This is a genomic window from Protaetiibacter intestinalis, from assembly GCF_003627075.1.
In the GTDB taxonomy this organism is placed as follows: Bacteria; Actinomycetota; Actinomycetes; order Actinomycetales; family Microbacteriaceae; genus Homoserinibacter; species Homoserinibacter intestinalis.
The window spans coordinates 602,689-628,012 of record NZ_CP032630.1; the positions used below are offsets into that span (position 1 = coordinate 602,689).

Annotated in this window: 24 protein-coding genes; 8 read left to right on the forward strand and 16 right to left on the reverse strand. The window is 71.1% G+C overall.

Annotated features, from left to right (window positions below; translation table 11 throughout):
• Positions 1 to 52: 52 nt before the first annotated feature.
• From D7I47_RS02935 to D7I47_RS02945, 3 genes are read right to left on the reverse strand one after another with little or no spacing between them, the layout of a single operon-like run.
• On the reverse strand, positions 53 to 1,318 hold the full coding sequence (locus D7I47_RS02935) for an ABC transporter substrate-binding protein (RefSeq protein WP_120761660.1): 1,266 nt from the start codon (positions 1,316 to 1,318) through the stop codon (positions 53 to 55).
• Positions 1,315 to 2,373 carry a branched-chain amino acid ABC transporter permease gene (locus D7I47_RS02940; RefSeq protein ID WP_120761661.1) on the reverse strand — a complete coding sequence of 353 codons (1,059 nt, stop codon included), beginning with the start codon at positions 2,371 to 2,373 and terminating at the stop codon, positions 1,315 to 1,317. The genes D7I47_RS02935 and D7I47_RS02940 overlap by 4 nt, the downstream gene beginning before the upstream one ends.
• Positions 2,373 to 3,236 carry a branched-chain amino acid ABC transporter permease gene (locus D7I47_RS02945; protein WP_120761662.1) on the reverse strand — a complete coding sequence of 288 codons (864 nt, stop codon included), beginning with the start codon at positions 3,234 to 3,236 and terminating at the stop codon, positions 2,373 to 2,375. The genes D7I47_RS02940 and D7I47_RS02945 overlap by 1 nt, the downstream gene beginning before the upstream one ends.
• A gap of 173 nt (positions 3,237 to 3,409) precedes the next feature.
• Here D7I47_RS02945 and D7I47_RS02950 point away from each other — a divergent pair, with 173 nt between their 5' ends.
• Together D7I47_RS02950 and D7I47_RS02955 are read left to right on the forward strand one after the other, a co-directional pair.
• On the forward strand, positions 3,410 to 4,585 hold the full coding sequence (locus D7I47_RS02950; protein WP_120761663.1) for a Gfo/Idh/MocA family protein: 1,176 nt from the start codon (positions 3,410 to 3,412) through the stop codon (positions 4,583 to 4,585).
• 39 nt (positions 4,586 to 4,624) lie between these two features.
• Positions 4,625 to 5,632 (forward strand): sugar phosphate isomerase/epimerase family protein, encoded by a 1,008-nt coding sequence (locus D7I47_RS02955; protein ID WP_120761664.1) that lies wholly within the window; start codon positions 4,625 to 4,627, stop codon positions 5,630 to 5,632.
• Between the two features lie 39 nt (positions 5,633 to 5,671).
• On the opposite strand, the gene D7I47_RS02960 is transcribed toward D7I47_RS02955, so the two are convergent.
• From D7I47_RS02960 to D7I47_RS02980, 5 genes are all read right to left on the reverse strand, one after another.
• Positions 5,672 to 6,346, reverse strand: a complete 675-nt coding sequence (locus tag D7I47_RS02960; protein WP_170154356.1) for a GntR family transcriptional regulator — start codon at positions 6,344 to 6,346, stop codon at positions 5,672 to 5,674.
• A gap of 104 nt (positions 6,347 to 6,450) precedes the next feature.
• Positions 6,451 to 7,386: a creatininase family protein gene (locus tag D7I47_RS02965; RefSeq protein ID WP_120761666.1), complete on the reverse strand. Its 936-nt coding sequence runs from the start codon at positions 7,384 to 7,386 to the stop codon at positions 6,451 to 6,453.
• Between the two features lie 30 nt (positions 7,387 to 7,416).
• On the reverse strand, positions 7,417 to 8,649 hold the full coding sequence (locus tag D7I47_RS02970; protein WP_120761667.1) for a Tm-1-like ATP-binding domain-containing protein: 1,233 nt from the start codon (positions 8,647 to 8,649) through the stop codon (positions 7,417 to 7,419).
• Between the two features lie 36 nt (positions 8,650 to 8,685).
• The gene (locus D7I47_RS02975) at positions 8,686 to 9,591 is read right to left on the reverse strand and encodes a sugar phosphate isomerase/epimerase family protein (protein ID WP_120761668.1); all 906 of its coding nucleotides are present in this window, start codon (positions 9,589 to 9,591) and stop codon (positions 8,686 to 8,688) included.
• A gap of 82 nt (positions 9,592 to 9,673) precedes the next feature.
• Positions 9,674 to 11,158 (reverse strand): FAD-binding oxidoreductase, encoded by a 1,485-nt coding sequence (locus D7I47_RS02980; RefSeq protein ID WP_120761669.1) that lies wholly within the window; start codon positions 11,156 to 11,158, stop codon positions 9,674 to 9,676.
• Positions 11,159 to 11,318: 160 nt separating this feature from the next.
• On the opposite strand from D7I47_RS02980, the gene D7I47_RS02985 reads away from it, so the two are divergent.
• Both D7I47_RS02985 and D7I47_RS02990 read left to right on the forward strand, forming a co-directional pair.
• The gene (locus tag D7I47_RS02985; protein WP_120761670.1) at positions 11,319 to 11,654 is read left to right on the forward strand and encodes a PadR family transcriptional regulator; all 336 of its coding nucleotides are present in this window, start codon (positions 11,319 to 11,321) and stop codon (positions 11,652 to 11,654) included.
• The gene (locus tag D7I47_RS02990; protein WP_120761671.1) at positions 11,651 to 12,598 is read left to right on the forward strand and encodes a permease prefix domain 1-containing protein; all 948 of its coding nucleotides are present in this window, start codon (positions 11,651 to 11,653) and stop codon (positions 12,596 to 12,598) included. The genes D7I47_RS02985 and D7I47_RS02990 overlap by 4 nt, the downstream gene beginning before the upstream one ends.
• Before the next feature lie 57 nt (positions 12,599 to 12,655).
• Here D7I47_RS02990 and D7I47_RS02995 read toward each other — a convergent pair whose 3' ends face one another.
• Genes D7I47_RS02995 through D7I47_RS03010 form a run of 4 tightly spaced genes read right to left on the reverse strand, consistent with a single transcriptional unit; the run spans position 12,656 to position 17,414 of the window.
• Positions 12,656 to 13,894 (reverse strand): alpha-hydroxy acid oxidase, encoded by a 1,239-nt coding sequence (locus tag D7I47_RS02995; protein ID WP_120763780.1) that lies wholly within the window; start codon positions 13,892 to 13,894, stop codon positions 12,656 to 12,658.
• Between the two features lie 5 nt (positions 13,895 to 13,899).
• Positions 13,900 to 14,553: a GntR family transcriptional regulator gene (locus tag D7I47_RS03000; protein ID WP_227000807.1), complete on the reverse strand. Its 654-nt coding sequence runs from the start codon at positions 14,551 to 14,553 to the stop codon at positions 13,900 to 13,902.
• Between the two features lie 48 nt (positions 14,554 to 14,601).
• The gene (gene glpX / locus D7I47_RS03005; RefSeq protein WP_120761673.1) at positions 14,602 to 15,579 is read right to left on the reverse strand and encodes a class II fructose-bisphosphatase; all 978 of its coding nucleotides are present in this window, start codon (positions 15,577 to 15,579) and stop codon (positions 14,602 to 14,604) included.
• A complete protein-coding gene (locus tag D7I47_RS03010) occupies positions 15,576 to 17,414 on the reverse strand; it encodes a phosphoenolpyruvate carboxykinase (GTP) (protein ID WP_120761674.1) in 1,839 nt (612 codons plus the stop codon). The genes glpX and D7I47_RS03010 overlap by 4 nt, the downstream gene beginning before the upstream one ends.
• A gap of 106 nt (positions 17,415 to 17,520) precedes the next feature.
• Here D7I47_RS03010 and D7I47_RS03015 point away from each other — a divergent pair, with 106 nt between their 5' ends.
• Positions 17,521 to 18,954 carry a helix-turn-helix transcriptional regulator gene (locus tag D7I47_RS03015; RefSeq protein WP_120761675.1) on the forward strand — a complete coding sequence of 478 codons (1,434 nt, stop codon included), beginning with the start codon at positions 17,521 to 17,523 and terminating at the stop codon, positions 18,952 to 18,954.
• A gap of 46 nt (positions 18,955 to 19,000) precedes the next feature.
• Here D7I47_RS03015 and D7I47_RS03020 read toward each other — a convergent pair whose 3' ends face one another.
• Positions 19,001 to 19,756 carry a hypothetical protein gene (locus tag D7I47_RS03020; RefSeq protein WP_120761676.1) on the reverse strand — a complete coding sequence of 252 codons (756 nt, stop codon included), beginning with the start codon at positions 19,754 to 19,756 and terminating at the stop codon, positions 19,001 to 19,003.
• A gap of 52 nt (positions 19,757 to 19,808) precedes the next feature.
• A complete protein-coding gene (locus D7I47_RS03025; RefSeq protein WP_193726450.1) occupies positions 19,809 to 20,816 on the reverse strand; it encodes a LacI family DNA-binding transcriptional regulator in 1,008 nt (335 codons plus the stop codon).
• Between the two features lie 127 nt (positions 20,817 to 20,943).
• Here D7I47_RS03025 and rhaI point away from each other — a divergent pair, with 127 nt between their 5' ends.
• From rhaI to D7I47_RS03040, 3 genes are all read left to right on the forward strand, one after another.
• Entirely contained in the window at positions 20,944 to 22,110 is a 1,167-nt protein-coding gene (rhaI, locus tag D7I47_RS03030) for an L-rhamnose isomerase (protein WP_120761677.1), read from the forward strand.
• Between the two features lie 46 nt (positions 22,111 to 22,156).
• Complete coding sequence (locus D7I47_RS03035) at positions 22,157 to 22,456, forward strand: L-rhamnose mutarotase (RefSeq protein WP_405083446.1); 300 nt, start codon at positions 22,157 to 22,159, stop codon at positions 22,454 to 22,456.
• A 70-nt stretch (positions 22,457 to 22,526) separates the two neighbouring features.
• Entirely contained in the window at positions 22,527 to 23,168 is a 642-nt protein-coding gene (locus tag D7I47_RS03040) for a dihydrofolate reductase family protein (protein WP_120761679.1), read from the forward strand.
• Positions 23,169 to 23,193: 25 nt separating this feature from the next.
• Here D7I47_RS03040 and D7I47_RS03045 read toward each other — a convergent pair whose 3' ends face one another.
• Positions 23,194 to 24,198 carry a LacI family DNA-binding transcriptional regulator gene (locus D7I47_RS03045; RefSeq protein WP_193726471.1) on the reverse strand — a complete coding sequence of 335 codons (1,005 nt, stop codon included), beginning with the start codon at positions 24,196 to 24,198 and terminating at the stop codon, positions 23,194 to 23,196.
• 66 nt (positions 24,199 to 24,264) lie between these two features.
• On the reverse strand, positions 24,265 to 25,299 hold the full coding sequence (gene rhaS / locus D7I47_RS03050; RefSeq protein WP_120761680.1) for a rhamnose ABC transporter substrate-binding protein: 1,035 nt from the start codon (positions 25,297 to 25,299) through the stop codon (positions 24,265 to 24,267).
• Positions 25,300 to 25,324: the final 25 nt, after the last annotated feature.

The window sequence follows — 25,324 nt, forward strand, 5'->3', positions numbered from 1 at the left end:
CGTGGATGGATGTCCCGGGCCGGATGCGCGCATCCGGCCCGGGACCGGGGGGTCAGCCGAGATCGGCGCAGGACTCGAAGCGGTCGTAGACCGTGGTGCCCTGCTTCACGCCGTCGGTCTGGGCGACGGTGCTGAGCACGAGCGCGCCCGAGTCGTCCGTCACGACCTCGTTCATGAAGTTGGTCACGATCGCCTGACGGTTCTCGTCGAGCTTGATCTCACCGGTGGGCGAGGTCCAGTCGAGGCCCGAGAGCGCCTCGCGGAACGCCGACTGGCCGTCGCTCAGGTCGCCGTCCGCCTTCTCGAGGCCGAGCAGCAGCGACTCGAATGAGTTGTAGTACAGGATCGAGAAGATCGACGGGCTCGGGAAGGCGTTGGGCTGCGTCGCGTAGGCCGCAACGAAGGCATCCCACTCGGGGGTGTCGTAGTCGCCACCCGGCACCGGTCCGCCCGAGATCATGCCGACCGCCGCGGAGGCGATGTTCGCGTCGCCCGAGAGCGCCGTGGTGTCGACCGCGATCGTGCCGCCGACGAGGGGCTTGCTGACGCCGTTGGTGACCGCCTGCGAGAGGAAGCTGGCCGCATCCGCACCGCCGAGGCCCACGTACACCGCGTCGGTGTCGGCCGGGATCTGGGCGATGATCGTCGCGTAGTCGGTCGTGCCGACGGGCACCCACGAGGCGCCCGTGATCTCGCCGCCCGCGGCGCAGAACTCGCTGAAGAACCCGCCCGCGTTGTCGTACGGGAAGGAGTAGTCCTCGGCGAGGAGGTAGATCTTCTCGTAGCCCTTCTCGTCGTGGGCGTAGGTGCCCACGCCGCCCATCCACATGGCGGAGTCGCCATGGAAGCGGAAGAAGTTCTCGGCGCCCTCGAGCGTCATGCCGACGGGGCTGGCCGCACCGTTGACGAAGGTGACCTCCGGGACGGTCAGCGCGTACTGCACGACCGTCTCGCCCTCGTCGCCGGAGACCGGGCCGAGCACGATGTCGACGCCGTCGTTCTCGACGAGCTTCTTGACCTGGGTCTGCGCGGATGCGGTGGTGCCATCGGTGCCCGCGTAGACGAACTCGATCTTCTTGCCGGCGACCTCGCCGCCCTCGGCCGTGCCCCCGCGCGCCTCCATCGCGACGCCGATGGCGGCCTTGGCCTCGTCCATGCCGAAGGCGAGGTTGCCTTCGCTCGTGGCGAGCACGCCGATCTTGATGGTGTCGCCACCGTCCCCGCCGTCCCCGCCCGGGGCGGAGCAGCCGGTGACGGCCAGGAGCATGGCGCTCCCGATTCCGATCGCCGCGGCGATCGACTTCTTCTTCAGCTTCATCGCTGTTTCCCTTCGGTGATTGCATGCTCCGTCGACGGTGCCGTCGGCGGCTCTTCGGATGGTCCGGCGCCCGCCGCACGGCGACGGTCGACGAACCGCTTGACCTGCCGCCCGATCCCCGCCAGGCCGGAGGGGGCGAACAGCAGGATGAGGATGAACACGAGCCCGGTGAGGGTCATGTAGCGGTCGGTGAGGTTCTGGGCGAAGTTGGAGAGCAGAGTCAGCACGACGGCGCCCGCGAAGACGCCGCCGAGCGAGCCGATCCCGCCGACGACGGCGACGACGAGCACGTCGAGCGTCGAGCCGAGGCTCACGACGTCGGGGTCGACCTGCGCCCGGTCGAGCACGAGCAGCACGCCGCCGACGGAGGCGATGAAGCCCGCGAAGGTGGTGGCCGCGATCCGGTAGGCGTTGACGTTGTAGCCGAGCGCCTTCATGCGATCGGGACTGTCGCGCACGCCCTGCAGGGTGAGGCCGAACGTCGAGGCGCCGACGTAGCGGCAGAGCAGGTAGCAGAGCACGCCGACGGCGAGCGCGAAGTAGTAGAACGTCGTGATGTCGTTGAGGTTGACGACGCCCCAGTCGGGCTTGAGCACGGGCGCGAGACCGCGGCGCGCGTTGGTCACCTCGATCGCCTGCGAGGCCCAGGAGTAGAACACCTGGCCGATCGCGAGGGTGATCATGAGGAAGTAGATGGCGCGCGTGCGGGCCGCAATGAGCGCGATGAGGAACGCGGCGACCGTGCCGGCGAGGATGCCCACGAGGGCGCCCAGCAGGAAGTCCTGCTCGAGGGTCACCATGACGTAGCCGACGCCGTAGGCGGAGATGCCCGCGACGGTGACCTGCGCGAGCGAGAGCAGCCCGACGTAGCGGTTGAGGAAGACGAGGCTCATGGCGATGATGCCGAGCCAGATCGATCGCACGCCGATGTTGGGCAGCCAGAACCGCGGCCGGTCGACGAGGTACGGGAACGCGATCGCGACGCCGAGGGCGACGAGCCCGATGACGAGCGGGATGCGGCGGGTCCACCGCCGGGTGCGGACGGCGCCGGCCATCAGGCTGCCCTCCCCATGAGGCCCTGGGGGCGCACGGCGAGCACGACGACCATGAGGGCGAAGGTCAGCACGAGCGAGTAGGTGGGCGCGTAGACGAGGGCGAACTGCGAGACGAGCCCCACGAGGGCCGCGCCGAGCGCCGCCCCCGGGATGGACCCCATCCCCCCGACGATCACGACGACGAGCGAGTACAGCAGGAACACGCCGTCCTGGCCGGGCAGCAGCGGGAAGAGGGTGCCTCCCACGACGCCGGCGAGGGCGGCGAGGGCGGAGCCGAGCACGAAGATCGCGGCGAACACGAGTCGCACGTTGACGCCCGTGGCGGCCGTCATCCGGCTGTCGTCGACGCCGGCCCGCACGATCGAGCCGAACCGGGTGCGGGTGATGACGAGCGCGAGGGCGACCCCGATGACGATCGCGAGGGCGAGCACGAGCAGCCGCAGCACCGGGTAGGAGCCGACCCCCGGGATCGCGACGGATGCCACCTGCAGCTCGTCGGGCACCGGCACCTGGGTGGCGGTGCCGCCGAAGGTCGCGAGCATGAGGTCGGTGCCGATGAGCGAGACGCCGAGCGTGATGAGCGCGACGCGCATGTCGTCGTCCTGGAAGCGGCGGATGAGCACCTGGTGGATGAACAGTCCGAGCACGCCGATCGCGACGGCCGCGCCGAGGGCGCCGAGGAACCAGTTGCCGGTCGCCTTCGCGATCGTGTAGCCGACGTAGCCGCCGAGCAGGTAGCTCGTGCCGTGGGCCATCGTGATGACGCGCATGAGGCCGAAGATCAGCGTCAGGCCGCTCGCCACCAGGAAGTAGACGGCCGCCAGCGTCAACCCGTTCAGGGTGATGAGGAGGATCTGGTCCACACGCGCTCCACGTCTCTGTGAGGGGCTTCCGGGTTGGGACACCAAACTGTATCCCTACTTGTATACAACTTCGGGTACAGTATCCCTGCGCGCTCGGAGATGTCAAACATCCCGGCCCGCGCCCCCTCCGCGCAGGCCTCGCGCGGGGCTCGCAACGACGCGAAAGGAACACGATGCCCGCACCGGATGGATCGCTCGGAGTCGCCGCGATCGGCTACGCCTTCATGGGGAAGGCGCACTCGGGCGCCTGGCGCAACGTCGGGGCCTACTTCGACGTGCCGCCCGTGCACCGCCGCCTCCTCGTCGGCCGCGACGCGGAGGCCGTGGGCCGCGCCGCCGCGCGCTACGGCTGGGACGAGACGGCGACCGACTGGCGCAGCGTGCTCGAGCGCGACGACGTCGACATCGTCGACATCCTCACTCCCGGCCACCTGCACGCCGAGATCGCGATCGCCGCGCTCGAGGCGGGCAAGCACGTCGTCGTCGAGAAGCCGCTCGCCAACACGCTCGCCGAGGCGGAGGCGATGGCCGCCGCGGCCGCCGCGGCCGAGGCGCGCGGCCAGCACGCGATCGTCAACTTCAACTACCGCCGGGTGCCGGCCATCGCGCTCGCCAAGGAGCTCATCGACGAGGGCCGCATCGGCGCCATCCGGCACGTGCGCGCGAGCTACCTGCAGGACTGGCTCGCCGACCCCTCCTCCCCCATGAGCTGGCGGCTGCGCAAGGAGCAGGCCGGCTCGGGCGCGCTCGGCGACCTCGGCGCCCACATCGTCGACCTCGTGCTGCACCTCACGGGCGACCGGATCGAGAGCCTCAACGGCGGGATGCGCACCTTCGTCACCCGGCGCCCCGCGGGCGAGAGCGGCGACGGCGCGCTCGGCGGCAGCGGAGGCGGCGGGCCGCTCGAGGAGGTCACCGTCGACGACGCCGCCTGGGCGAGCGCCCACCTCTGGGGCGGCGGCGTCGCCCAACTCGAGGTGTCGCGCTTCGCGGGCGGCCGCAAGAACGGCCTGCGCCTCGAGCTCTACGGCGAGCACGGCTCGATCGCGTTCGACCTCGAACGCCTCAACGAGCTCGAGTACTTCGACGCCCGCGGCGACGCCGGGCGTCAGGGCTTCACGCGCATCCTCGTGACCGAGTCCGGGCATCCGTGGGTGAACGCCTGGTGGCCCGACGGGCACATCATCGGCTGGGAGCACAGCTTCACGCACCAGTTCGCCCAGCTGCTCGGCGACATCCGCGACGGCCGCCCCTCGACGCCGAGCTTCGCGGAGGGCCTCGCCGTGCAGCGCGTGCTCGACGCGATCGAGCGCTCCGCGGCGCACGACGGCGCGGCCACCGCCCCCTGAACCCCCCTCCACCACCGCAACCCCGACGAAGGAGTCACCATGTCCCACCCCGTCACCCTGTTCACCGGCCAGTGGGCCGACCTCCCGCTCGAGGAGGTGGCCCGGCTCGCGAGCGGATGGGGCTACGACGGCCTCGAGCTCGCCTGCTGGGGCGACCACCTCGACCCGTGGCTCGCCGCCGAGGACGACGCGTACGTCGCCTCCCGCCTCGAGATCCTGAAGCGCCACGAGCTGCAGCTCTTCGCGATCTCCAACCACCTCAAGGGCCAGGCCGTCTGCGACGACCCGATCGACTTCCGCCACCAGGCCATCGTCGGCTCCCGGGTGTGGGGCGACGGCGACGCCGAGGGCGTGCGGCAGCGCGCCGCCGAGGAGATGAAGAAGACCGCGATCGCGGCCCGCAGGCTCGGCGTCGACACGGTCGTCGGCTTCACGGGGTCGAAGATCTGGCCCTACGTCGCGATGTTCCCGCCCGTCGGACAGGACGTCATCGACGCGGGCTACGAGGACTTCGCGACCCGCTGGAACCCCATCCTCGACGTCTACGACGCCGAGGGCGTGCGCTTCGCCCACGAGGTGCACCCGAGCGAGATCGCCTACGACTACTGGACGACCGTGCGCACCCTCGAGGCGATCGACCACCGCGAGGCGTTCGGCCTCAACTGGGACCCGAGCCACATGGTGTGGCAGGGGCTCGACCCCGTCGCGTTCATCCTCGACTTCGCCGACCGGATCTACCACGTGGACTGCAAGGACACCCGGATGCGGATGGGCGGCGGCCGCAACGGCGTGCTCGGCTCGCACCGCCCGTGGGCCGACCCGCGCCGCGGCTGGGACTTCGTCTCGACGGGCCGCGGCGACGTGCCGTGGGAGGACGCCATCCGCGCCCTCGACCACATCGGCTACACGGGCCCCGTCTCGGTCGAATGGGAGGACGCCGGCATGGACCGCCTCGAGGGCGCCCCGGCCGGGCTCGCCTTCGTGCGCTCGCTGCTGTGGTCGGTGCCGACCGGCTCGTTCGACGACGCGTTCGCCGCGAAGGACTGAGGCGTCGCGGGGGTGCGGACGCGCCGCGCCCCCGCGGGCTCACTCCCCGATGTACATCGCGGCGGCGGCCAGCAGGTCGAGGATGCGCTCGCGCATGTGGTCGATGTGCTCCTTGACGGCCGGCTCGATCGCCGCGTAGTCCTTGCTGATCATCGCCTCCGCGAGCACCGCGTGCTCGTCGGAGCAGTCGATGAGCCGCGACTGCAGCGACGCGGCGTGCAGCCAGAAGCGCTGCACGCGGCGGCGCGTCTCCTTCACCGTCTCCGAGACGAGGGCGTTGCCCGCGATGCCGTTCAGGAGCCGGTGGAAGGCGAGGTCGGCCTCCGACCACGCCGCGCGGTCTCCGGAGGCCGCGGCGACGCGCATCGCGTCGACGGAGGCGCGCAGCACCTCGTGGTCGTCGGGGCTGAGCAGCGACGCGGCCTTCTTGGCGATGTAGGTGTCGAGCACCTCGAGCATGTCGCAGGCCTCGTTCGCCTCCTGCGGCGTGAGCTGCGAGACGGTGAAGCGCGCGCTGTCGCTGCGCTTCACGAGCCCCTCCTTCTCGAGGCGCTGCAGGGCCTCGCGCACGGGGGTGCGCGAGATCCCGAGCTGCGCCGCGATCCGGTTCTCCGAGAGCGGGGCGCCGGTGCGCACGCGGAAGGAGGTGATCTCGCCGAGCAGGTACTCGTACGCACCCTCGACGCGCGAGTGGTTCTCGTCGGTCAGTGTCATCCCGCCTCCTCGGCCTGCGCCTGCGCGCAGGCCCTGCAAGGGCTTCATGTTACGACCTCGGCGCCCCCGGGACCGGGAAGGATCGGGGGCGCCGGGGCCCCGCGTCACATGACGCGGTTGACGAACTCCCGGTCGTGCACCTCGACGGGCGCCTTCATGAGCTCGAGGATGCCGCGCGCGGTGTGCTCCGAATAGCGGCGGAAGGCCTCGAACCCCTTCTCCGGGGTGGCCCGCATCGGGTTGCCGATGATGCCGTTCTCGACGAACTCGTGGTGGTCCATCGGGAAGGTGAAGTACTGGTAGCCCTCGAACTCGGTGTCGGGCATCCCGTCGTTCTTCTGGAACGCGTCGGGCAGGAACGCGGGCGTGTGGGCGCGGGTGTCGACCGCGCGCTCCATGCGCACGAGCTCGGGGCGCCAGGCCATGTCCTGCGAGGTCTCGAGCTCGCTCGAGTGCCAGCCGGGGGTTTCCTCGGGCGGGTTCTCCATGAGCCCGTCGAGCACACCCACATAGCGCTCCATGAACGGCTTCACAAACGAGATGAGCGCACCCGTCTCGTAGCGCAGCCGCCGCAGCACCGGGTCGACGACCTTCGTGTTGGAGCCGTGGCCGTTGATGAAGATCACCCGGTTGAAGCCGTGGTGGATGAGCGAGCGCGCCACGTCGTACATGAGGTCGAGCAGCGTGCTCGCGCGCACCGTGATCGTGCCGCGACCCTGACCGACGCCGTACATGTGCTGCGGTGAGTAGCCGGTCCAGATCGGCGGGGTGTGCAGCACGCCGATCGCCTCCGAGATGCGCTCGGAGATCTCGACGGCCGTGATGGTGTCGGTGTAGAGCGGCAGGTGCGGGCCGTGCTGCTCGGTCGAGGCCATCGGTACGAGCACCGTGTCCTTGACGGCGAGGTACTCGTTGATGTCGACGTACGAGAGGTAGGCGAGGTTCCAGGACACGAACTTCGCGCGGAAGTCCTCGTCCCCCTCGGTGAGGTGCGCGACCTCGCGCTCGTAGCCGGACGACTCGGATCGGACCAGGGGCATCTTCGTGTTCTCCTTCGTGACGGATGCGGTTCAGTCGGCCGGACCGCGTCCGCCGACGAGTGCGAGGAAGCGCTCGGCGGCGAGACGGCCCAGCTCGGGGTCGTTGATGTGCAGCTCGACGGTCTCGACGGGGATGTCGGGCCGCAGGTGCTCGCGGATGGCCGCGAGGTAGAGGGCGTCGCCCTCCGGATCCCAGAACACGCCGTCGGGCGTGGCCGGGATCGACAGGCCGCGGGTGGGGAAGAGCACGAGCACGGGCCCGGTGGCCTGGTTAAGGCGCTCGGCGAAGACGCGGCCGAGGGCGCGCTTCTCCTCGTGGGTGGCCCGCACGAGCGTGTACTCGGGGTTGTGGTCGTAGGCGGGGCGGTCGCGCATGTCCTCGGGGATCGTCGCGGGCGACCACACCGAGAAGTCGTTGCAGCCGGGCAGCACCACCTGCGGCAGCCCGAGGCGGCCGGCCACCGCGAGGCGGTCGGGGCCGCCGTCGTGGATGCCGCCCACCATCGGGTCGTAGATCTCGTTCGTCGTGTAGTCGACGACGCCGACGAACTGGCCCGCCTCGGCGAGCTCCTCCATCGCCGGGCCGCCGACTCCGTTGGAGTGGAAGACGACCGTCTCGTAGCCCGCCTCGGCGAGGCGGTCCTTCATGGCGGCGACGGCGCGCGTCGTGTTGCCGAGCATCGTGGACGCCACGTACCGGCGGCCCGCGGGCGGCGCGCCGAGCGCGTGGCCGGCGTCCAGCATCCCCTTCATGGCCGCCGCGACGTTGTCGAGCACGGTCGTGAGCACGGGGTTCAGCCCCAGGATGTCGACGACCGAGTGCACCACGAAGACGTCCTTGAGGCCCACGTACGGCCCGAACTCGTGGTGACCGCTCGCCGTCGGCGCGACGACGATCTTCGGCACCCCGACCGGCAGCACCTGCACGGCGGCGGCCCCCATGACGGAGCCGACGCCGCCGAGCGCGATGCCGCCGATGAGCTCGCCCGCCTCGTGCAGCTCGCGCACGAGGTCGGTGACGAGGTCGCGCATCGTGTCGACTGCGCGACCCCGCGTACCGGAGTGCTGCAGCTGGGCGAGGGTGATGCCGCCTCGCTCAGCCAACTGCTCGTGTGAGACATCCGGCACGATGCCGACCGGCTCCCCGAGGATGCCGCTGTCGACCACGAAGGTCTCGATGCCGAGGGCGTTGAGGCGATCGCGCAGGTACGCGGTCTCCGGGCCCTTCGTGTCGAGCGTGGCGACGATGACGACTCTTCCCATGGGGAGCAGATCTCCGATCCTTCGGTGCCGACCCGATCAGAACACGTTGTCGACGAGCGGCAGCAGCGTCTTGGCGTGCTGCTCGTAGAGCCACGTGTAGTACTCCTCGGTGAGGATCGACGAGCCGTGGTCGACGATGAACTTGAGCTGCTCCTCGTCGATGTCGAGGTTCTCGAGGTTCGTCTCGAGCGCGTTCGGGTACTTGTTGGCGGGCGTGCGGTCCACCGGCGCCACGAACTCGGCGGTGAGGGCGCCGGTGTAGCCGACCTCCTCGAGCACCCCCACGAACTCGGCCCAGTCGTAGTCGCCGTAGCCGGCCGGCATCCGGTTGTTGTCGGCCACGTGCACGTCGACGAGCTTGTCCTTGCCGACGAGGCGGATCGCGTCGTAGAGGTTGGACTCCTCGATGTTGATGTGGAAGGCGTCGAGCACGACGCCGAGGTTCGGGCCGACCTCCGCGCACAGCGCGAGCGCCTGCTCGGCACGCGTGATGAGGTACGACTCGAAGCGGTTGAGCGGCTCGATGCCGACCCGCACGCCCTTCTGCTCGGCGAACTCGTAGACCTCCTTGGTGCCCTCGACGAGCCACTGCCACTCGTTCTCGGGGGTCGAGTCGGGCACGACCTTGCCGACCGTGCCGGGCACCAGGGTGAGGATCTGCCCGTCGAGGTCGGACACCAGCTGGATGCAGTCCTTCACGTACTGCACGCTCGAGGCGCGCTTGGCCTCGTCGGCCGACTGCATGTTGCGCTTGTCGACCATGAGGGTCACCGACCCCCAGCACTTCATGCCCGCGTCGTCGAGCAGTCCCTTGACGTGCTTCGGGTCGTACTTCTCAGGTTCGCCCGAGATCTCGATGGACTTGAACCCGAGCTTCGCGAGGCGCGCGATCGTGACCTCGATGGGCTCCTGCCGCATCCAGTTGTGGGACGAAAGGTGCATCACACTCTCCTTTGAGTCGCGGCACATGGGTGCCGAACCATTGTCGTTGCCGTATTCAGTTGTGGGGGTCGTGGGGCGCGACTCAGAGTCGCGGACCGCGGGGCGGACCGAAGCCGAGCTTGCCGGGGTTCATGATCCCGTTCGGGTCCCAGGCGTCCTTGAGCTCGCGCAGCAGCTCGAAGCCGACACCGAGCTGCGGGCGCATGAAACGGCCGAGTTTGATGCCGACGCCGTGGTGGTCGTTGAGCACGCCGCCGTTCGCGAGGCCCGCGGTGATGCCGGCATCCCAGAGCCGGTCGTGCAGCTCCATCGCCTCCTCCGGGTCCTCCGGCGGCGCGTCGACGTAGAACCGGTCGTAGAGCATCGAGCCCCAGTCGTACCAATGCGAGAGGTGGGCGGTGTACCGGGCGCCGTACTCGCGGAACTCGCGCTCGATGACCTCCTTCTTGGCACGGTAGATCGCCGGCAGGTCGGAGAAGCGGGCCACCTGGTCGAAGGTGCCGTACATGAGCGGCGGCTGCGGCAGCTTGCCCTTCGCGTAGGGCTCGTACTTGCCCTCCCACCAGATCCGTCCGACCTCGGAACCTTGCGAGGTGCCGCCCGCCTTCTCGGCGAGTTCGGTGATGGCGCGGGTCTCGTAGGCGACGAGCTCGTCGGAGCCGTCGCACATGATGACCATGAGGGTGCCCGTGAACGGGGTGCCCACCCACTCCTGCAGCTTGACGGAGTCGGCCTCGTCGTAGAGGCGGATGGTCGCGGGGCGCAGACGCGAGGTCATGATGAGCCGCCCCGCCTCCATCCCGGCGAAGATGTCGGGGAACGAGAACGCGAGGAACTCACGGCGCGCGGGCAGCGGGTCGATCCGCATCGCGAGCTGGGTGATCACGCCGAGGGTGCCCTCGGAGCCGACGAGGGTCTGCAGCAGGTCGGGGCCGGCGGCGTGGCTCGGCACCCGCAGGGTCGTGAGGGTGCGGCCGGGCGGCAGCACGGCCTCGAGCTGCAGCACCTGGTTCTCGGCCTTGCCGTACTTGGTCGAGACGACGCCCGAGCCGCGCGCCGCGACGAAGCCGCCGATCGAGGCGCCGAGGTGGTACGAGCCCGGGTAGTGGGCGAGGGTGAGGCCCTGCTCGTTGAGTGCGGCCTCGAGGGTCGGGCCGTCGATGCCCGCCTGGCACGTGACGATGAGCGACTCGGCGTCGATCTCGACGATGTCGGTCATCCGCGAGAGGTCGAGGGCGATGCCGCCGTAGGGGGCGAGGGTGCCGCCCTGGGTGCCGGAGCCGCCCCCGCGCGGGACGATCGGGATGACGTGGTCGTTCGCGATCTGCACGACGCGCTCGACCTCCGCGGTCGTGCGCGGGCGCACGACGAAGTCGGCCGCGGGCTGCTCGAGGCCGCGGTAGGTCATGAACTTCGACTGCCAGGACCAGTCGGCGGCGGCGCTCTGGCGGGCCTCCGGGTCGTCGGTGACGTTGTCGAAGCCGACGACGGCACCGAGCTCGCGGGCGAGCACGCCCTTGAGGTAGTTCGATCCGGTCACCGAGGTCTGGGGCCAGTCGCCGCTCACGGGTCCTCCTGCGTTGGGGGCCGCTCGCGACTCTGGGTCGGCGTCGACCTTGTATCCGTACTTGTATACAAGTCAGAACACTAGTGGCGCTCCGGCGGGCTGTCAAATCCCGCGCTCACGCGGTTGACATTAATGTGTGTCGCACAGTATCGTGCGACACATGTACGACGACGAGGTGCTCGCCACCCACCTGCAGGAGCTGCGGCGCGGCACGATCGTGCTCGCCTGCCTGCTGCTCCTGAAGACGCCCGACTACGGCTACGCGCTCATCGAGGCGCTCGAGGCCCGGGGCTTCGCCACGGATGCCAACACCCTCTACCCGCTGCTGCGGCGGCTCGAGAAGCAGGGCCTGCTCGTGTCCGAGTGGGACACCGCCGAGGCCCGGCCGCGCAAGTTCTACCGCACGAGCGACGACGGGGCGGCCCTCGCCGACCTCCTCACCGCCGAATGGCGCTCGCTCGACACCGCGTTCGACACCCTCAAGGAGCAGTCATGACCGCCACCACCCTCACCGACCGTTATATCTCCGCCGTCGTGCGCGGTGTGCCCGAGAAGCAGCGCGCCGACCTCGAGCAGGAGCTGCGCGCATCCCTCGCCGACGCGATCGACGCCCGGCTCGAGGCGGGCGCGGATGCGAAGACGGCCGAGTACGAGGCCGTCACCGAGCTCGGCGACCCGATCGTGCTGAGCGCCCGCTACGCGGGACGCCCGCTGCATCTCATCGGCCCGGCGCTCTACCCGGACTGGAAGCGGCTGCTCACCGTGCTCGAGTTCATCGTCGTGCCGATCGTCTTCGCGACGCTCACCGTCGTGGGCGTGCTGAAGGGCGACGAGGTCGGCGGCGTCATCGGCGGCGCCGTGTGGACCGCGCTGTCGGTCGCGGTGTTCCTCGCCTTCTGGGTCACCGTGGTCTTCGCCGTCATCGAGCGCACCGCCCCCGAGGCGGCCTGCAAGCGCACGACGTGGAACCCCGACATGCTGCCGGAGACCTCCGCGAGGCTCACCAGCCGCACCGAGTTCGTCGTCGAGACGACGCTCGGGGCCCTCGTGATCACGGCCTTCCTGCTCTCGCCGTTCGTGAGCCCCCACGCGGACGCGGCGGGGGCGCCGATCCCGTTCTTCCACCCGTGGATCTGGCAGTCCGGGCTCGTGGTGCTGCTCGTGCTCGTGCCGCTGCTGCAGGTGGGCGCGAACGTCCTCAAGCTGCGGGGACGGTGGACGATGCCGCTCGCGATCGGGGCGACGGTCGTCGACGTGGTCGGCGCGATCGTGCTCATCGTGCTCGCCTCGACGGACCACGTGCTCAACCCGGCGTTCTTCGCCGCCGCCGGCTGGCCCGCCTCGATCATCCCCGTCGTCAACGTGATCCTCGTGATCGTCGCGGCCCTCTCCATCGCCACCTCGGCGTGGGAGAACATCCGTTCCGTCCGCAAAGTCTGACCGTGACTGGTCGGTTTTCGGCCCCAAACCTGCGGTTTGGGGCCGAAAACCGACCGATCAGCGACGGGGGCGCGGGATGAGGCGCTCGAGCTGGGTGACGTGGGCGGGCTCGAGCTCGGCGAGGGTCGAGGCGCCGAGGAGCTTCATGGTGCGGGTCAGCTCGCCCGTGAGGATCTGGAGCGCGCGGTCGACACCGGCCCGGCCGCCGGCCATCAGCCCGTAGAGGTAGGCGCGACCGATCATCGTGAACTTCGCGCCGAGGGCGACGGAGGCCACGATGTCGGCGCCGTTCATGATGCCCGTGTCGAGTCCGATCTCGACGTCCTTGCCCACCTCGCGCACCACATCCGGCAACAGGTGGAACGGGATGGGCGCACGGTCGAGCTGACGACCGCCGTGGTTCGAGAGCACGATGCCGTCGACGCCGCGCGCCGCGAGCGCCTTCGCGTCATCGACGCTCTGCACCCCCTTGATGACGATCTTGCCCGGCCACATCCCCCGGATGACGTCGAGGTCGTCGAAGGAGATCGTGGGGTCCATGGCGGCGTCGAGCAGCTCGCCGACCGTGCCGCCCGTCGACGACAGCGAGGCGAACTCGAGCGTCGGGGTGGTCAGGAAGTCGAACCACCACCAGGGGCGCGGGATGGCGTTGACGATCGTGCCGAGGGTGAGCTGCGGCGGGATCGAGAAGCCGTTGCGCTTGTCGCGCAGGCGGGCGCCCGCGACGGGGGTGTCGACCGTGAAGTGCAGGGTGTCGAAGCCCGCGGCGGCGGCCCGCTCGACGAGGCCGTAGGAGATCTCGCGGTCGCGCATGACGTACAGCTGGAACCAGTTGCGCCCGTCGGGGTTCGCGGCCTTCACGCCCTCGATCGAGGTCGTGCCGAGGGTCGAGAGCGTGAACGGGATGCCGAGGGCGCCCGCCGCGCCGGCGCCCGCGACCTCGCCCTCGGTCTGCATGAGCCGGGTGAAACCGGTCGGGGCGATCGCGAGGGGGTAGGCCGACGGACCGCCGAGGATCGTCGAGCTCGTGTCGACGTCGGTCGCCGGGCGGAGGATCCGGGGGCTGAACTCGACGTCCTCGAACGCCTGGCGCGCCCGCGCGAGGCTCAGCTCGCCCTCGGCCGCGCCATCCGTGTAGTCGAAGGCGGCCTTCGGGGTGCGGCGCTTCGCGATGTCGCGAAGGTCGGAGATCGTGAGCGCCTTCGACAGCCGGCGCGTGCGGCCGTCGAACTCGGGCTTCTTGAACTTCATGAGGCCGAACACCTCGGCCGGGCGGGGGAACTGTCGCTTGACCACCGTGGTCACCTTCCGTGCTGCGAGTCGAAGTGCGCGAGCAGGCGGTCGCGCGACGCGAGGATGTGGGCGCGGGTGAGGTGCCCGGCGAGCGCGGCGTCGCCCGCGGCGACGGCGTCGAGGATGCGACCGTGCTCGGCGGCGACCTCGCGCGTGGAGCGCAGGCGGTGCGCGTCGACCTGCGCGAGCGCGAACTCGATCTCGCCCATCAGCTGGTCGTGCAGGCGCGGCAGCCGCGTGGAGGGGGCGCCCTGCACGAGGGCGCGGTGGAACGCGATGTCGACGGCCCAGTAGGAGGCGTCCGCGTCGAGTCGCTCGAGCTGGGCGTGGGCGGCGGATGCGGGCTCCGGCACCGCCGAGGTGTCGGCCAGCAGCTCGACGGCCGCCGCCTCGACGGCGGCGCGCGCCGCGAAGAGGTCGGCGATGTCGTCCCGGCCGAGGCGTCGCACGCGGGCCGCGTGGTGCGGTTCGCGCTCGAGCAGCCCGTCGGCGACGAGCCGGTCGATCGCGATGCGCGCCGTCGGCCGCGCGACCCGGAACGTCTCGGAGACGAGCGCCTCGGTGACGGCGACCCCCGGCTCGACGGTGCCCGCGAGGATCGCGGTGCGCAGCGACGCGACCACGGCATCCGGCCGCACCGCCGCGGCCGACGCACCCGCCATCTCCACCATGATTGTCAGACAATATCAGATTGCCTGACAATCATGGCCTCACATCCAGCGCTCGGTGCGGTAATCGGCGGTGATGCGGCGCACGGTGCCGGATGCGCCGCGCACGACGATCGACTCGGTGCGGATCACGGGGCCGAGCTTGCGCACGCCCTCGAGCAGCGCGCCGTCGGTGACGCCCGTCGCCACGAAGAAGGTGTTGTCGCCCGCGACGAGGTCGTCGGCCTCGTACACCCGGTCGAACTCGAGCCCCGCCGCCTCGGCGCGCTCGCGCTCGGCGTCGTCGCCCGGCACGAGCCGCCCCTGGATGAGCCCGCCGAGCGCCTTCACGGCGCACGCCGTCGCGACCCCCTCGGGGCTGCCGCCGATGCCCACGCACATGTCGAGGTCGCCCTCGAGCGACGCCGCCGCGATGCCGCCGCCCACGTCGCCGTCGAGCAGCAGCCGCACGCCGGCACCCGCCGCGCGGATGTCGGCCACGAGCCCCTCGTGCCGGGGACGGTCGAGCACGCCCACTGCGAGGTCGCCCACCTTCTTGCCGGAGGCCTTCGCGAGCGCCCGCAGGTTGTCGCCGATCGGCCGGCGGATGTCGACGATGTCGACGCCCGCGGGACCGGTGACGATCTTGTCCATGTAGAACACGCTCGACGCATCCAGCATCGTGCCGCGGTCGGATGCCGCGATCATCGAGATCGCGTTCGGCCGACCGGCCGCGGTGAGGGAGGTGCCGTCGATCGGGTCGACCGCGATGTCGCACTCCGGCCCGTCGCCCGTGCCGACCACCTCGCCGTTGAACAGCATGGGCGCGCGGTCCTTCTCGCCCTCGCCGATCACGACCGTGCCGCGGAACGCGACCGTGCCGAGGAACGCGCGCATGGCATCCACCGCGGCGCCGTCGGCGGCGTTCTTGTCGCCGAGTCCGACGAACGCGGAGGCGCGGATGGCGGCCGCCTCCGTCGCCCGCACGAGCTCGAGCGCGAGGTTGCGGTCGGGCACCGCGGTGCCGAGGACGAAGCTCACGCGACGGCCTTCTTCCCCGCGCGCCGGGGTGCGCCGAGCCGCTCGCGCAGCGCCGCGAGCTGGCGACGCACCGCCTCCGGGAGCTTGTCGCCGAATCGGTCGAGGAACGCCTCGGTGTCGTCCGCCTCCGCGAGCAGGGCGGGCGCGTCGACGCGGAAGAGCTCCTGCCAGTCGGCGTCGCCCACCCCCGCCGCGCGGTAGTCGATCGTGCCGACCGCGGGGATCCGGCCGAGCGGGGTGTCCGAGGCGGGGGCCTCCCCCGCGATCCGCTCCACGATCCAGGCGAGCACGCGGCCGTTCTCGCCGAAGCCCGGCCACAGCCACTTCCCGTCGGCGTCCTTGCGGAACCAGTTCACCTGGTACACGCCCGGAACCCCGCCCGTGCGGCGCAGGCGCGTGCCCACGTCGAGCCAGTGCTGCATGTAGTCGGCCATGTTGTAGCCGCAGAAGGGCAGCATCGCGAAGGGGTCGCGGCGCAGCTCGCCGAGCTCGCCCTCGGCCGCGGCGGTGCGCTCGGAGGCGATCGTCGCCCCGAGGAACACGCCGTGCTCCCAGTCGCGCGCCTCCACGACGAGCGGCACGTTCGTGGCGCGCCGCCCGCCGAAGATGATCGCGTCGATCGGCACGCCGTTCGGGTCGTCCCAGTCAGGCGCGATGGAGGGGCACTGGGATGCGGCGACCGTGAACCGCGAGTTGGGGTGCGCGGCCGGGCGGCCGGCATCCGGGGTCCAGGGCTCGCCCCGCCAGTCGGTGAGGCCGGCGGGCGGGGTCTTCGTGAGGCCCTCCCACCAGACATCGCCGTCCTCGCGGAGCGCCACATTCGTGAAGATCGTGTTGCCCCACAGGGTGTCGATCGCGGTCGGGTTGGTGTCGGGCCCGGTACCGGGCGCGACACCGAAGAACCCGGCCTCGGGGTTGATGGCGCGCAGGCGCCCATCCGATCCGGGGGCGAGCCAGGCGATGTCGTCGCCGAGCGTCTCGACCTGCCACCCGGGCAACGCCGAGCGCAACATGGCGAAGTTCGTCTTGCCGCACGCGCTCGGGAACGCGGCCGCGATGTGGAAGCGGCGCCCGCGCGGGTCGGTCACCCGCAGCAGCAGCATGTGCTCGGCCAACCAGCCCTCGTCGCGCGCCATGACGGAGGCGATGCGCAGCGCGAACGACTTCTTGGCGAGGATCGCGTTGCCGCCGTAGGCGGAGCCGAAGGAGACGATCTCGCGCGTCTCGGGGAAGTGGCAGATGTACTTGACCGGGTTGGACGGCCACGCCACGTCCTCGTCGCCGGGTTCGAGCGGCGCGCCGACCGAGTGCAGCGCGGGCACCCAGCGGGCGCCGGCGCGGATGCGCTCGAGCACGGCGTCGCCGACGCGCGTCATGATCGACATCGAGGCCACGACGTAGGCCGAGTCGGTCAGCTGCACGCCGTACCGCGAGAGGGCGCCGCCGACCGGCCCCATCGAGAACGGCAGCACGTACATCGTCCGGCCGCGCATCGCGCCCGCGAACAGCCCGCGCAGTTCCTCGCGCATGGCCTCCGGCTCGCGCCAGTTGTTGGTGGGGCCCGCATCCTCTTCGCGCTCGGAGCAGATGAAGGTGCGCGCCTCGACGCGCGCGACGTCGTCGGGGTCGCTACGGGCGAGGAAGCTGTAGGGCCGATGCTCGGGGTTGAGGCGGATGATGCGGCCCTCCTCGACCATGTCGTGCAGCAGGGCGTCGAGCTGGGCGCGCGAGCCGTCGATCCAGACGACGCGGTCGGGCTGCAGCAGCTCGACGTTCTCGGCGACCCACTCGTCGAGCGAGCGGACGGGGGCGACGGGGGTCGGCGACGCGGGCATGGCATCCTCCTGAAGAATCGGCGTGATTCCACTCTGCGCGCACGATCACGGCTTGATTCGGCGCCGATAGTGGAAATTTCCGCTGAAATTGACGTAGCGTGCATTCATGCCCGATCTCTCGACCCTCGGCCAGCGGATGCGTCACTTCCGCAGCGCCGCCGGCCTCACCCTCGGCGACCTCGGCGGCGCCGTCGGCGTCTCCGCGAGCCAGCTCTCCCTCATGGAGAACGGCAAGCGCGAGCCGCGCCTCTCGCTGCTCTCGGCGATCGCCGACCGCCTCGGCATCCCCGTCGGCGAGCTGCTCGACGACGCCCCGCCCTCCGCGCGCGCCGCCCTCGAGATCGAGCTCGAGCGCGCGCAGACGGGCGCCCTCTACGCGGAGCTCGGGCTCCCCGCGCTGCGACCCGGGCGCACGATGCCCGACGAGGTGCTCGAGACGCTCGTGGGCCTGCACCGCGAGCTCGACCGCCGCTCGCGCGAGAAGATCGCCACCCCCGAGGAGGCCCGCCGCGCCAACACCGAGCTGCGCGCCCGGATGCGCGAGGCCGACAACCACATCCCCGAGATCGAGGAGCTCGCCGAGCGCGTCATGGCCGACGCAGGCTACGAGGGCGGCGCCATGACCCACCGCCAGGTCGCGGTGGTCGCCAAGCGCCTCGGCTTCGAGCTCGTGCACGTGGGCGACCTGCCGCACTCCGCCCGCTCGGTGACCGACCTCGAGAACGGGCGCATCTACCTGCCGCCGGCATCCATCCCGGGCGGCCACGGGCTGCGCTCGATGGCGCTGCAGGCGATCGCCCACCGCCTGCTCGAGCACCACCCGCCGCGCGACTACGCCGAGTTCCTGCGGCAGCGGCTCGAGATCAACTACTTCGCGGCCGCCTGCCTCATGCCGCGCAGCCACGCCGTGCGGTTCCTGCGCCAGGCGAAGACCGACCGCGACATCGCGATCGAGGACTTCCGCGACGCCTTCGGGGTCACCCACGAGGCCGCCGCGCTGCGCTTCACGAACCTCGCGACCGCGCACCTCGACATGCGCGTGCACTTCATGCGCGTCGACGACGGCGGCGCCATCGCGAAGGCCTACGAGAACGACGGGCTGCGGCTGCCGACGGATGTCACGGGCGGCGTCGAGGGGCAGATCGTGTGCCGCTACTGGGCGGCGCGCACGGCGTTCGCGCGCACCAACCGCACGACCGAGTTCTACCAGTACACCGACACCCCCGAGGGCACCTTCTACGAGTCGAGCCAGACCGGAACGAGCGCCACGGAGGAGTTCTCGATCACCGTCGGGGTGCCGTTCGTCGAGTCGAAGTGGTTCCGCGGGCGCGAGTCGACGCGCCGCGAGACCTCCCGCTGCCCGGATGCCGCGTGCTGCAAGCGCCCGCCGTCGGAGCTCGCCTCACGCTGGGCGGGCAAGGCCTGGACGAGCGCGAAGGTGCACGCGCACATCTTCAGCCCCCTGCCATCCGGCACCTACCCGGGCGTCGACGACCGCGAACTGTACGAGTTCCTTGAGACCCACCGCGTCTCGGACTGAGGCGTCAGCCCCCACTCCCCCCTCGCTGACCGGTCGGTTTCTGGCCTCAAACCGGCGGTTTGAGGCCAGAAACCGACCGATCAGCGGCACGGGAGGCGGAAGCGGCGGGCTCGGCGGCCGTGGCGAAGATGCGGCCCATCCACAACCAGACGACGACGCCGGTCGCGATCGTGACGGCCACCGAGCCGAGCGTGGTGAGCGCGATCGAGAGCGCCGCGTTGCCGAGCACCTCCCCCACCGTGCGGGCCGAGCCGAAGATGAGGCCCGTGAGCGCGCCGACCGTCGCCGTCAGCAGGCTCGCGATCACGAGACCCACCGCGAGGCCGAAGCCCGTGACGTAGCCGGGGCGGTTCACCCGGTGCGCGCGCAGCACGAAGAAGCTCACGAGCACGCCCGCCACCACGAACACGGCGCCCACGATCGCGAAGCCCAGCGTGACGCCGCCGAGCGCGGCGGGGTCGATCTCGCCGAGGGTCGTGTTGGCGTCCTTCGCGGCGCCGCTGCCGCTCACGATGTTGGCGACCACGACGACGAGGGTGCGGATGACGGTGCTGAGATACCAGACGGCGAGCGGCACGGCGAGCAGGATCACGCCGAGCGTCACCATCGGCAGGGTGAACGCGCCCGCGATGACGGTGCCGCGTCGGGCGCGACGGGCCACGGCTGCCGGGTCGTCGGCGGCCTTCTTCGGCGCGACGGGCTTCGCGGCGGCGGACTTCGCGAGGGCGGGCTTCGCGGCCTCGGCCGGAGCGGGCTTCGCGGGCTGGGGTTCCGCGGGCGAGGGCGTGGTGGTGTCGCTCATGGCACCATCATGCCGCCCGGCCCCCGTCGTGGCGAGGGGATGCTGCGCGGGCTCAGGCGGGCGCGCTCGAGTCGCGCACCACGAGCTCGGGCTGGAAGACCACCTGACGCGGGGCGAGCTCGGGGTCGTCGGCCTCCTCGAGCAGGATGCGCAGGGCCGTCTGCCCGATGAGCCGGCTCGGCTGCCGGATCGAGCTGAGCGGCACGACGGTGGCCTGGGCGAAGTCGATGTCGTCGAAGCCGACGATCGCGACGTCGTCGGGCACCCGTACCTGCCCGCGCATCACGAGCGCCTGCAGCAGCCCCACGGCGAGCAGGTCGTTCGCCGCGAACACGGCATCCGGGCGCTCGGCGGCGGGCCGCGCGACGAGCGCCTCGCCCATCCGGCGCCCCTCGAGCACCGAGAGCGCCGTGCCCTCGAGCACCTCGATCGTGGCGCCCGGCACGGCGTCGACGGCCTCCCGCGCGCCCGCGAGGCGGTCGGAGACCTGGCGGATGGCGAGCGGCCCCGCCACGAACGCGATGCGGCGCCGGCCGCCCGCGAGCAGGTGGGCGACGGCCGTGCGCCCGCCCGCGACGTCGTCGACCGACACCGAGCTGAGCGCCTCGCCCTCGGCCTTGCGGTCGACGAGCACGACGGGGGTGCCGTTCGCGCGCAGTCGTTCGAGCCGCTCGCGGAGGTCGCCGAGCGGCGAGACGAGCACGCCGCGCACGCGCTGCTCCTCGAAGAGGTCGAGGTAGGCGGCCTCGCGCGCCGTGTTCTCGTCGCTGTCGCCGAGCAGCACGGCCACGCCGTGCTCGGCGGCCTCGTCCTCGGCGCCGCGGGCGATGTCGGTGAAGAAGGGGTTGCGCGCGTCGAGCACGACGAGCCCGACCGAGCTCGAGCGCCCGGCGCGCAGCTGGCGTGCCGCGTCGTTGCGCACGTAGCCGAGCGCGCGGATCGCGTCGTGCACGCGGTCGACGACGGCATCCGAGACCCGGTCGGGGCGGTTGAGCACGTTCGAGACGGTGCCGACGGAGACTCCGGCGCGCTCGGCGACGTCGCGGATCGAGACCGCCATCCGCTCCCCTTCCGGTCGTCCGCGCCAGGTCGTCGAAACCCTAGCGGATGACTTGACGGCCTTCGCGGTGACGCCTACTGTAGCCCTGACGATGAATCGTTTCAACGACGAGACCGCAGGAACACGCATGACCGACCTCACCCCGATCGCACCCCTCCTCGACGAGCAGGCCATCGAACTGCCCTCCTGGGCCTTCGGCAACTCCGGCACCCGCTTCAAGGTCTTCGCGCAGCCCGGCGTGCCGCGCGACCCGTACGAGAAGATCGCCGACGCCGCCCAGGTGCACCGCTTCACCGGACTCGCGCCGACCGTCGCCCTGCACATCCCGTGGGACAAGGTCGACGACTACGCCGACCTCGCCAAGCACGCCGAAGACCACGGCGTCGCCCTCGGCACCATCAACTCGAACACCTTCCAGGACGACGACTACAAGCTCGGCTCCGTCACCCACTCGGACCCCCGCATCCGCCAGAAGGCGATCGACCACCACTACGAGTGCATCGACATCATGGGCGCCACCGGCAGCCGCGACCTCAAGATCTGGCTCGCCGACGGCAGCAACTACCCCGGCCAGGACGACATGCGCGGTCGGCAGGACCGCCTCGCCGACTCGCTGCAGAAGATCTACGACCGGATCGGCCCCGAGCAGCGCCTCGTGCTCGAGTACAAGTTCTTCGAGCCCGCGTTCTACCACACCGACGTGCCCGACTGGGGCACCAGCTACGTGCAGGTGGCGGCGCTCGGCGAGCGCGCGATGGTGTGCCTCGACACCGGCCACCACGCCCCCGGCACCAACATCGAGTTCATCGTCATGCAGCTGCTGCGCCTCGGCAGGCTCGGCTCCTTCGACTTCAACTCGCGCTTCTACGCGGATGACGACCTCATCGTGGGTGCGGCCGACCCGTTCCAGCTGTTCCGCATCCTCACGGAGGTCGTGCGGGGCGGCGGCTACGGGCGCGACTCGGGCGTCGCCTTCATGCTCGACCAGTGCCACAACATCGAGGACAAGATCCCCGGCCAGATCCGCAGCGTGCTGAACGTCCAGGAGATGACGGCGCGCGCGCTGCTCGTCGACCGCGAGGCCCTCGCCGCGGCCCAGCTCGCGGGCGACGTGCTCGCGGCGAACGGCATCCTCATGGACGCGTTCCAGACGGATGTGCGCCCCGGCCTCGCCGCCTACCGCGAGGCGAAGGGGCTGCCGGCCGACCCGATGGCCGCCTACGCCGCCTCCGGCTACGCCGCCTCGATCGTCGAGGGCCGCGTCGGCGGCGCCCAGGCGGGCTGGGGGGCCTGATCCCGTGCCGCGGGTGTGCTTCCAGCTGCAGGTGAGACCCGAGCGGATGGCGGAGTACGTCGAGCGGCACCGCGCGGTGTGGCCCGAGATGCTGCAGGCGATCGCGGATGCCGGACGCCGCAACTACTCGCTCTTCCTGCGGGGCGACGGCCTGCTCATCGGCTACTACGAGACCGACGACGACACGGCATCCGCCGCCGCGCTCGCCGCCGACCCGCGCACCGCGGCGTGGGAGGCCGAGGCCGCCGACTTCTTCGAGTCCCTCCCCGGCACCCGCCCCGACCAGGGCGCCCCGCAGCTGCCCGAGGTCTTCCACCTCGAGGACCAGCTCGCCCGCCTGAACTGAGTCCCCGAAAGTACGCACTTTTGGGCGATCTTGCGCCCGGAACGCCCCAAAAGTACGTACTCTCGCGGATGTGGCAGTGCGCGTGGACCTCAACATCTCGCTCGACGGCTTCGCGACGACGACGGATCAGACCCCCGAGAATCCCTTCGGCCAGGACTGGGGGCGACTCACCGCCGCCTACGTCGGCACCCGCACCTTCCGCGAGCGCGTGCTGCACGACACGAGCGGCGAGGGCACGACGGGCGTCGACGACCGCTACGCCGCCGCCTACTTCGAGGACGTCGCGGCCGAGATCATGGGCGCCGGCATGTTCGGCCTGCACGACCACGCCGACGACCCCGACTGGCGCGGCTGGTGGGGCGAGGAGCCGCCCTTCCACTGCCCGGTCTTCGTGCTGACCCATATTCCCCGGGAGAGCATCGAGTTCGCGAACGGCACCGCCTTCCACTTCCTCGACGCGACCCCAGAGGAGGCGCTCGCGAGCGCGACGGATGCCGCCGGAGGCGGCGACGTGCGCATCGGCGGCGGCCCCACGACCATCCGCCCCTTCCTCGCCGCAGGGCTCGTCGACCGTCTGCACGTCGCGATCGCGCCGATCCTGCTCGGCCGCGGCATCCGCCTCTGGGACGGGCTGCGCGGCCTCGAGGCGGGCTACACGGTGACGAGCGAGACCGCCGAGAGCGGCACCATCCACCTCACCTTCGCCCGCTGAACCGCAGATCCCCGGGTGAGGCGGCTCAGCCGCTCGAGGCGCGCGCCACGAGCTCGGGCCGGAACACGGTCTGGCGCGGGATGAGGGTCGCGTCCGCCGCCTCCTCGAGCAGGATGCGGAGGGCGGTCTGGCCGATCGCCCGCGCCGGCTGACGCATCGAGGAGATCGGCACGGCGGCGGCCGCTGCGAAGGAGATGTCGTCGAAGCCGATGAGCGCGATCTGCTGGGGCACGAGGAGCGAGCCGCCCGTGGAGAGCGACTGCAGGAGGCCGAGGGCGACGAGGTCGTTGCCCGCGAACACCGCATCCGGGCGCTGCGCCGGCTGCCGGTCCATGATGCGACGCCCCGCCGCGATCCCCTCCTCGACGGAGAGCGCCGTCGTCGTCACCACCTCGAGCGTCGCCCCGGCGTCGGAGTTCTCGACCGCCCAGCGGGCGCCGTCGAGCCGGTCGCGTGCCTGGCGCATGTCGAACGGCCCGCCGACGAAGGCGAGCCGCCGCCGCCCCTGCGCGAGCAGGTGCTCGGCGGCCATCCGCCCGCCCGAGACGGAGTCGGTGGCGACGGCGCTGAAGCGCCCCTCGGGGTTCATCCGGTCGACGAGCACGACCGGCACCTCGCGCTCGCGCAGCCGCTGCAGGCGCCGCGTGATGTCGCCATACGGCGAGATGAGCACGCCGCGCACCTGCTGCTCGGCGAACAGGTCGAGGTACATCTCCTCGCGCGCCGGGTCCTCGTCGGTGTTGCCGACCAGGATGGCGATGCCGTGCCGGGATGCCTCGTCCTCCGCGCCGCGCACCACCTCGTTGATGAAGGGGTTGCGCCCGTCGAGCACGATGAAGCCGACGGTCGAGCTGACGCCCGCCCGCAGCCGACGCGCCGCGTCGTTGCGGATGTAGCCGAGCTTGTCGATCGCGCTCTGCACGCGCGCGATCGAGTCGGCGGACACCTCGTCGGGCTTGTTGAGGACGTTCGACACCGTGCCCACCGAGACGCCGGCCTCGCGGGCCACGTCACGGATGCTGACGACCATCATGTCCTCCGGGTGAGATGGGTGGGCCCGGCCGGCGGCGACCGACCGGGCCCGCGAGGGCTCGACTCAGAAGTCGAAGTCCCCGATGTTGTCGGCGTCGAACACGTACGGGTCGCCGAGCAGCACGGTGCCGCCGTCGCCCACCTCGAAGCTGCCGAGCTTGCCGGCCTCGAAGGTGTCGCCCTTGGCGCCGGTGATCTCGCCCGTGATGAGCGCCTTCGCGGCGAACGCGGCGAGGTAGCCGAGGTCCGACGGGTTCCACAGCGCGAACGCCGTGACGGTGCCGTCCTCGACGAAGTCGCGCATCTGGTTCGGGGTGCCGAGGCCGGTCAGCGCGACCTTGCCCTTGAACTCCGAGGTCGACAGGTAGCGCGCCGCGGCCGAGATGCCGACCGTCGTGGGCGAGATGATGCCCTTCAGCTCGGGGTAGGTCTGCAGCAGGGCCGCCGTCTTGTCGAAGGAGGTCTGGTCGTCGTCGTCGCCGTAGACGGTGTCGACGAGCGTGATGTCCGGGTAGTCGGATGCCAGGTAGTCCTTCATGAGGTCGATCCAGGCGTTCTGGTTGGTCGCGTTGGCCGTGGCCGACAGGATCGCGATCTCGCCCGCGCCGCCGATCTGGTCGGCGATGAGGTCGACCTGCACCTTGGCGATGCCCTCCGCGGTGGCCTGGTTGATGAACAGGTCGCGGCAGTCGGGGTTGGTGTCGGAGTCGAAGGTGACGACCTTGATGCCCGCGTCGCGCGCCTCGTTGAGGGCGTCGCAGATGGCCTCCGGGTCGTTCGCCGAGACGACGATGCCGCCCACGCCCTGCTGGGTGAGCGTGTTGATGAAGCTGACCTGGGCATCCGGCGCGGCCTCGGTCGGGCCGACCTCCGCGAAGGTGCCGTCGAACGACTCGACCGCCTCCTTGCCGCCCGCCGACGAGGTGTCGAAGTACGGGTTGCCGAGGTTCTTGGGCAGGAAGGTGATGGCGAGGTTGTCGCCGCCGTCTCCCCCACCGCCGGAGCCTCCGTCATCCGACGCCGCACACCCGGTCGCCACGAGCGCGACGGTGACGGCGAGGGCCGTCAGAGCGCCCGCGCGCTTGGTTCCAAACGTCATTGTTTCTCTCCTCTTTGCTGGTGCC

What these genes read in the sequence shown, in the direction of transcription:
- D7I47_RS03025 (WP_193726450.1), bottom strand. Translation starts at nt 20,816, where the DNA reads ATGGCGGTCTCGATCCGCGACGTCGCCGAGCGCGCCGGAGTCTCCGTC.
- rhaI (WP_120761677.1), top strand. Translation starts at nt 20,944, where the DNA reads ATGACCGACCTCACCCCGATCGCACCCCTCCTCGACGAGCAGGCCATC.
- D7I47_RS02965 (WP_120761666.1), bottom strand. Translation starts at nt 7,386, where the DNA reads ATGCCCCTGGTCCGATCCGAGTCGTCCGGCTACGAGCGCGAGGTCGCG.
- D7I47_RS03010 (WP_120761674.1), bottom strand. Translation starts at nt 17,414, where the DNA reads ATGCCCGCGTCGCCGACCCCCGTCGCCCCCGTCCGCTCGCTCGACGAG.
- D7I47_RS02990 (WP_120761671.1), top strand. Translation starts at nt 11,651, where the DNA reads ATGACCGCCACCACCCTCACCGACCGTTATATCTCCGCCGTCGTGCGC.
- D7I47_RS02960 (WP_170154356.1), bottom strand. Translation starts at nt 6,346, where the DNA reads ATGACACTGACCGACGAGAACCACTCGCGCGTCGAGGGTGCGTACGAG.
- D7I47_RS02935 (WP_120761660.1), bottom strand. Translation starts at nt 1,318, where the DNA reads ATGAAGCTGAAGAAGAAGTCGATCGCCGCGGCGATCGGAATCGGGAGC.
- D7I47_RS02970 (WP_120761667.1), bottom strand. Translation starts at nt 8,649, where the DNA reads ATGGGAAGAGTCGTCATCGTCGCCACGCTCGACACGAAGGGCCCGGAG.
- D7I47_RS02985 (WP_120761670.1), top strand. Translation starts at nt 11,319, where the DNA reads ATGTACGACGACGAGGTGCTCGCCACCCACCTGCAGGAGCTGCGGCGC.
- D7I47_RS02955 (WP_120761664.1), top strand. Translation starts at nt 4,625, where the DNA reads ATGTCCCACCCCGTCACCCTGTTCACCGGCCAGTGGGCCGACCTCCCG.
- D7I47_RS03015 (WP_120761675.1), top strand. Translation starts at nt 17,521, where the DNA reads ATGCCCGATCTCTCGACCCTCGGCCAGCGGATGCGTCACTTCCGCAGC.
- D7I47_RS02940 (WP_120761661.1), bottom strand. Translation starts at nt 2,373, where the DNA reads ATGGCCGGCGCCGTCCGCACCCGGCGGTGGACCCGCCGCATCCCGCTC.
- D7I47_RS03045 (WP_193726471.1), bottom strand. Translation starts at nt 24,198, where the DNA reads ATGGTCGTCAGCATCCGTGACGTGGCCCGCGAGGCCGGCGTCTCGGTG.
- D7I47_RS02975 (WP_120761668.1), bottom strand. Translation starts at nt 9,591, where the DNA reads ATGCACCTTTCGTCCCACAACTGGATGCGGCAGGAGCCCATCGAGGTC.
- D7I47_RS03035 (WP_405083446.1), top strand. Translation starts at nt 22,157, where the DNA reads ATGGCGGAGTACGTCGAGCGGCACCGCGCGGTGTGGCCCGAGATGCTG.
- rhaS (WP_120761680.1), bottom strand. Translation starts at nt 25,299, where the DNA reads ATGACGTTTGGAACCAAGCGCGCGGGCGCTCTGACGGCCCTCGCCGTC.
- D7I47_RS02950 (WP_120761663.1), top strand. Translation starts at nt 3,410, where the DNA reads ATGCCCGCACCGGATGGATCGCTCGGAGTCGCCGCGATCGGCTACGCC.
- D7I47_RS03000 (WP_227000807.1), bottom strand. Translation starts at nt 14,553, where the DNA reads ATGGCGGGTGCGTCGGCCGCGGCGGTGCGGCCGGATGCCGTGGTCGCG.
- D7I47_RS03020 (WP_120761676.1), bottom strand. Translation starts at nt 19,756, where the DNA reads ATGAGCGACACCACCACGCCCTCGCCCGCGGAACCCCAGCCCGCGAAG.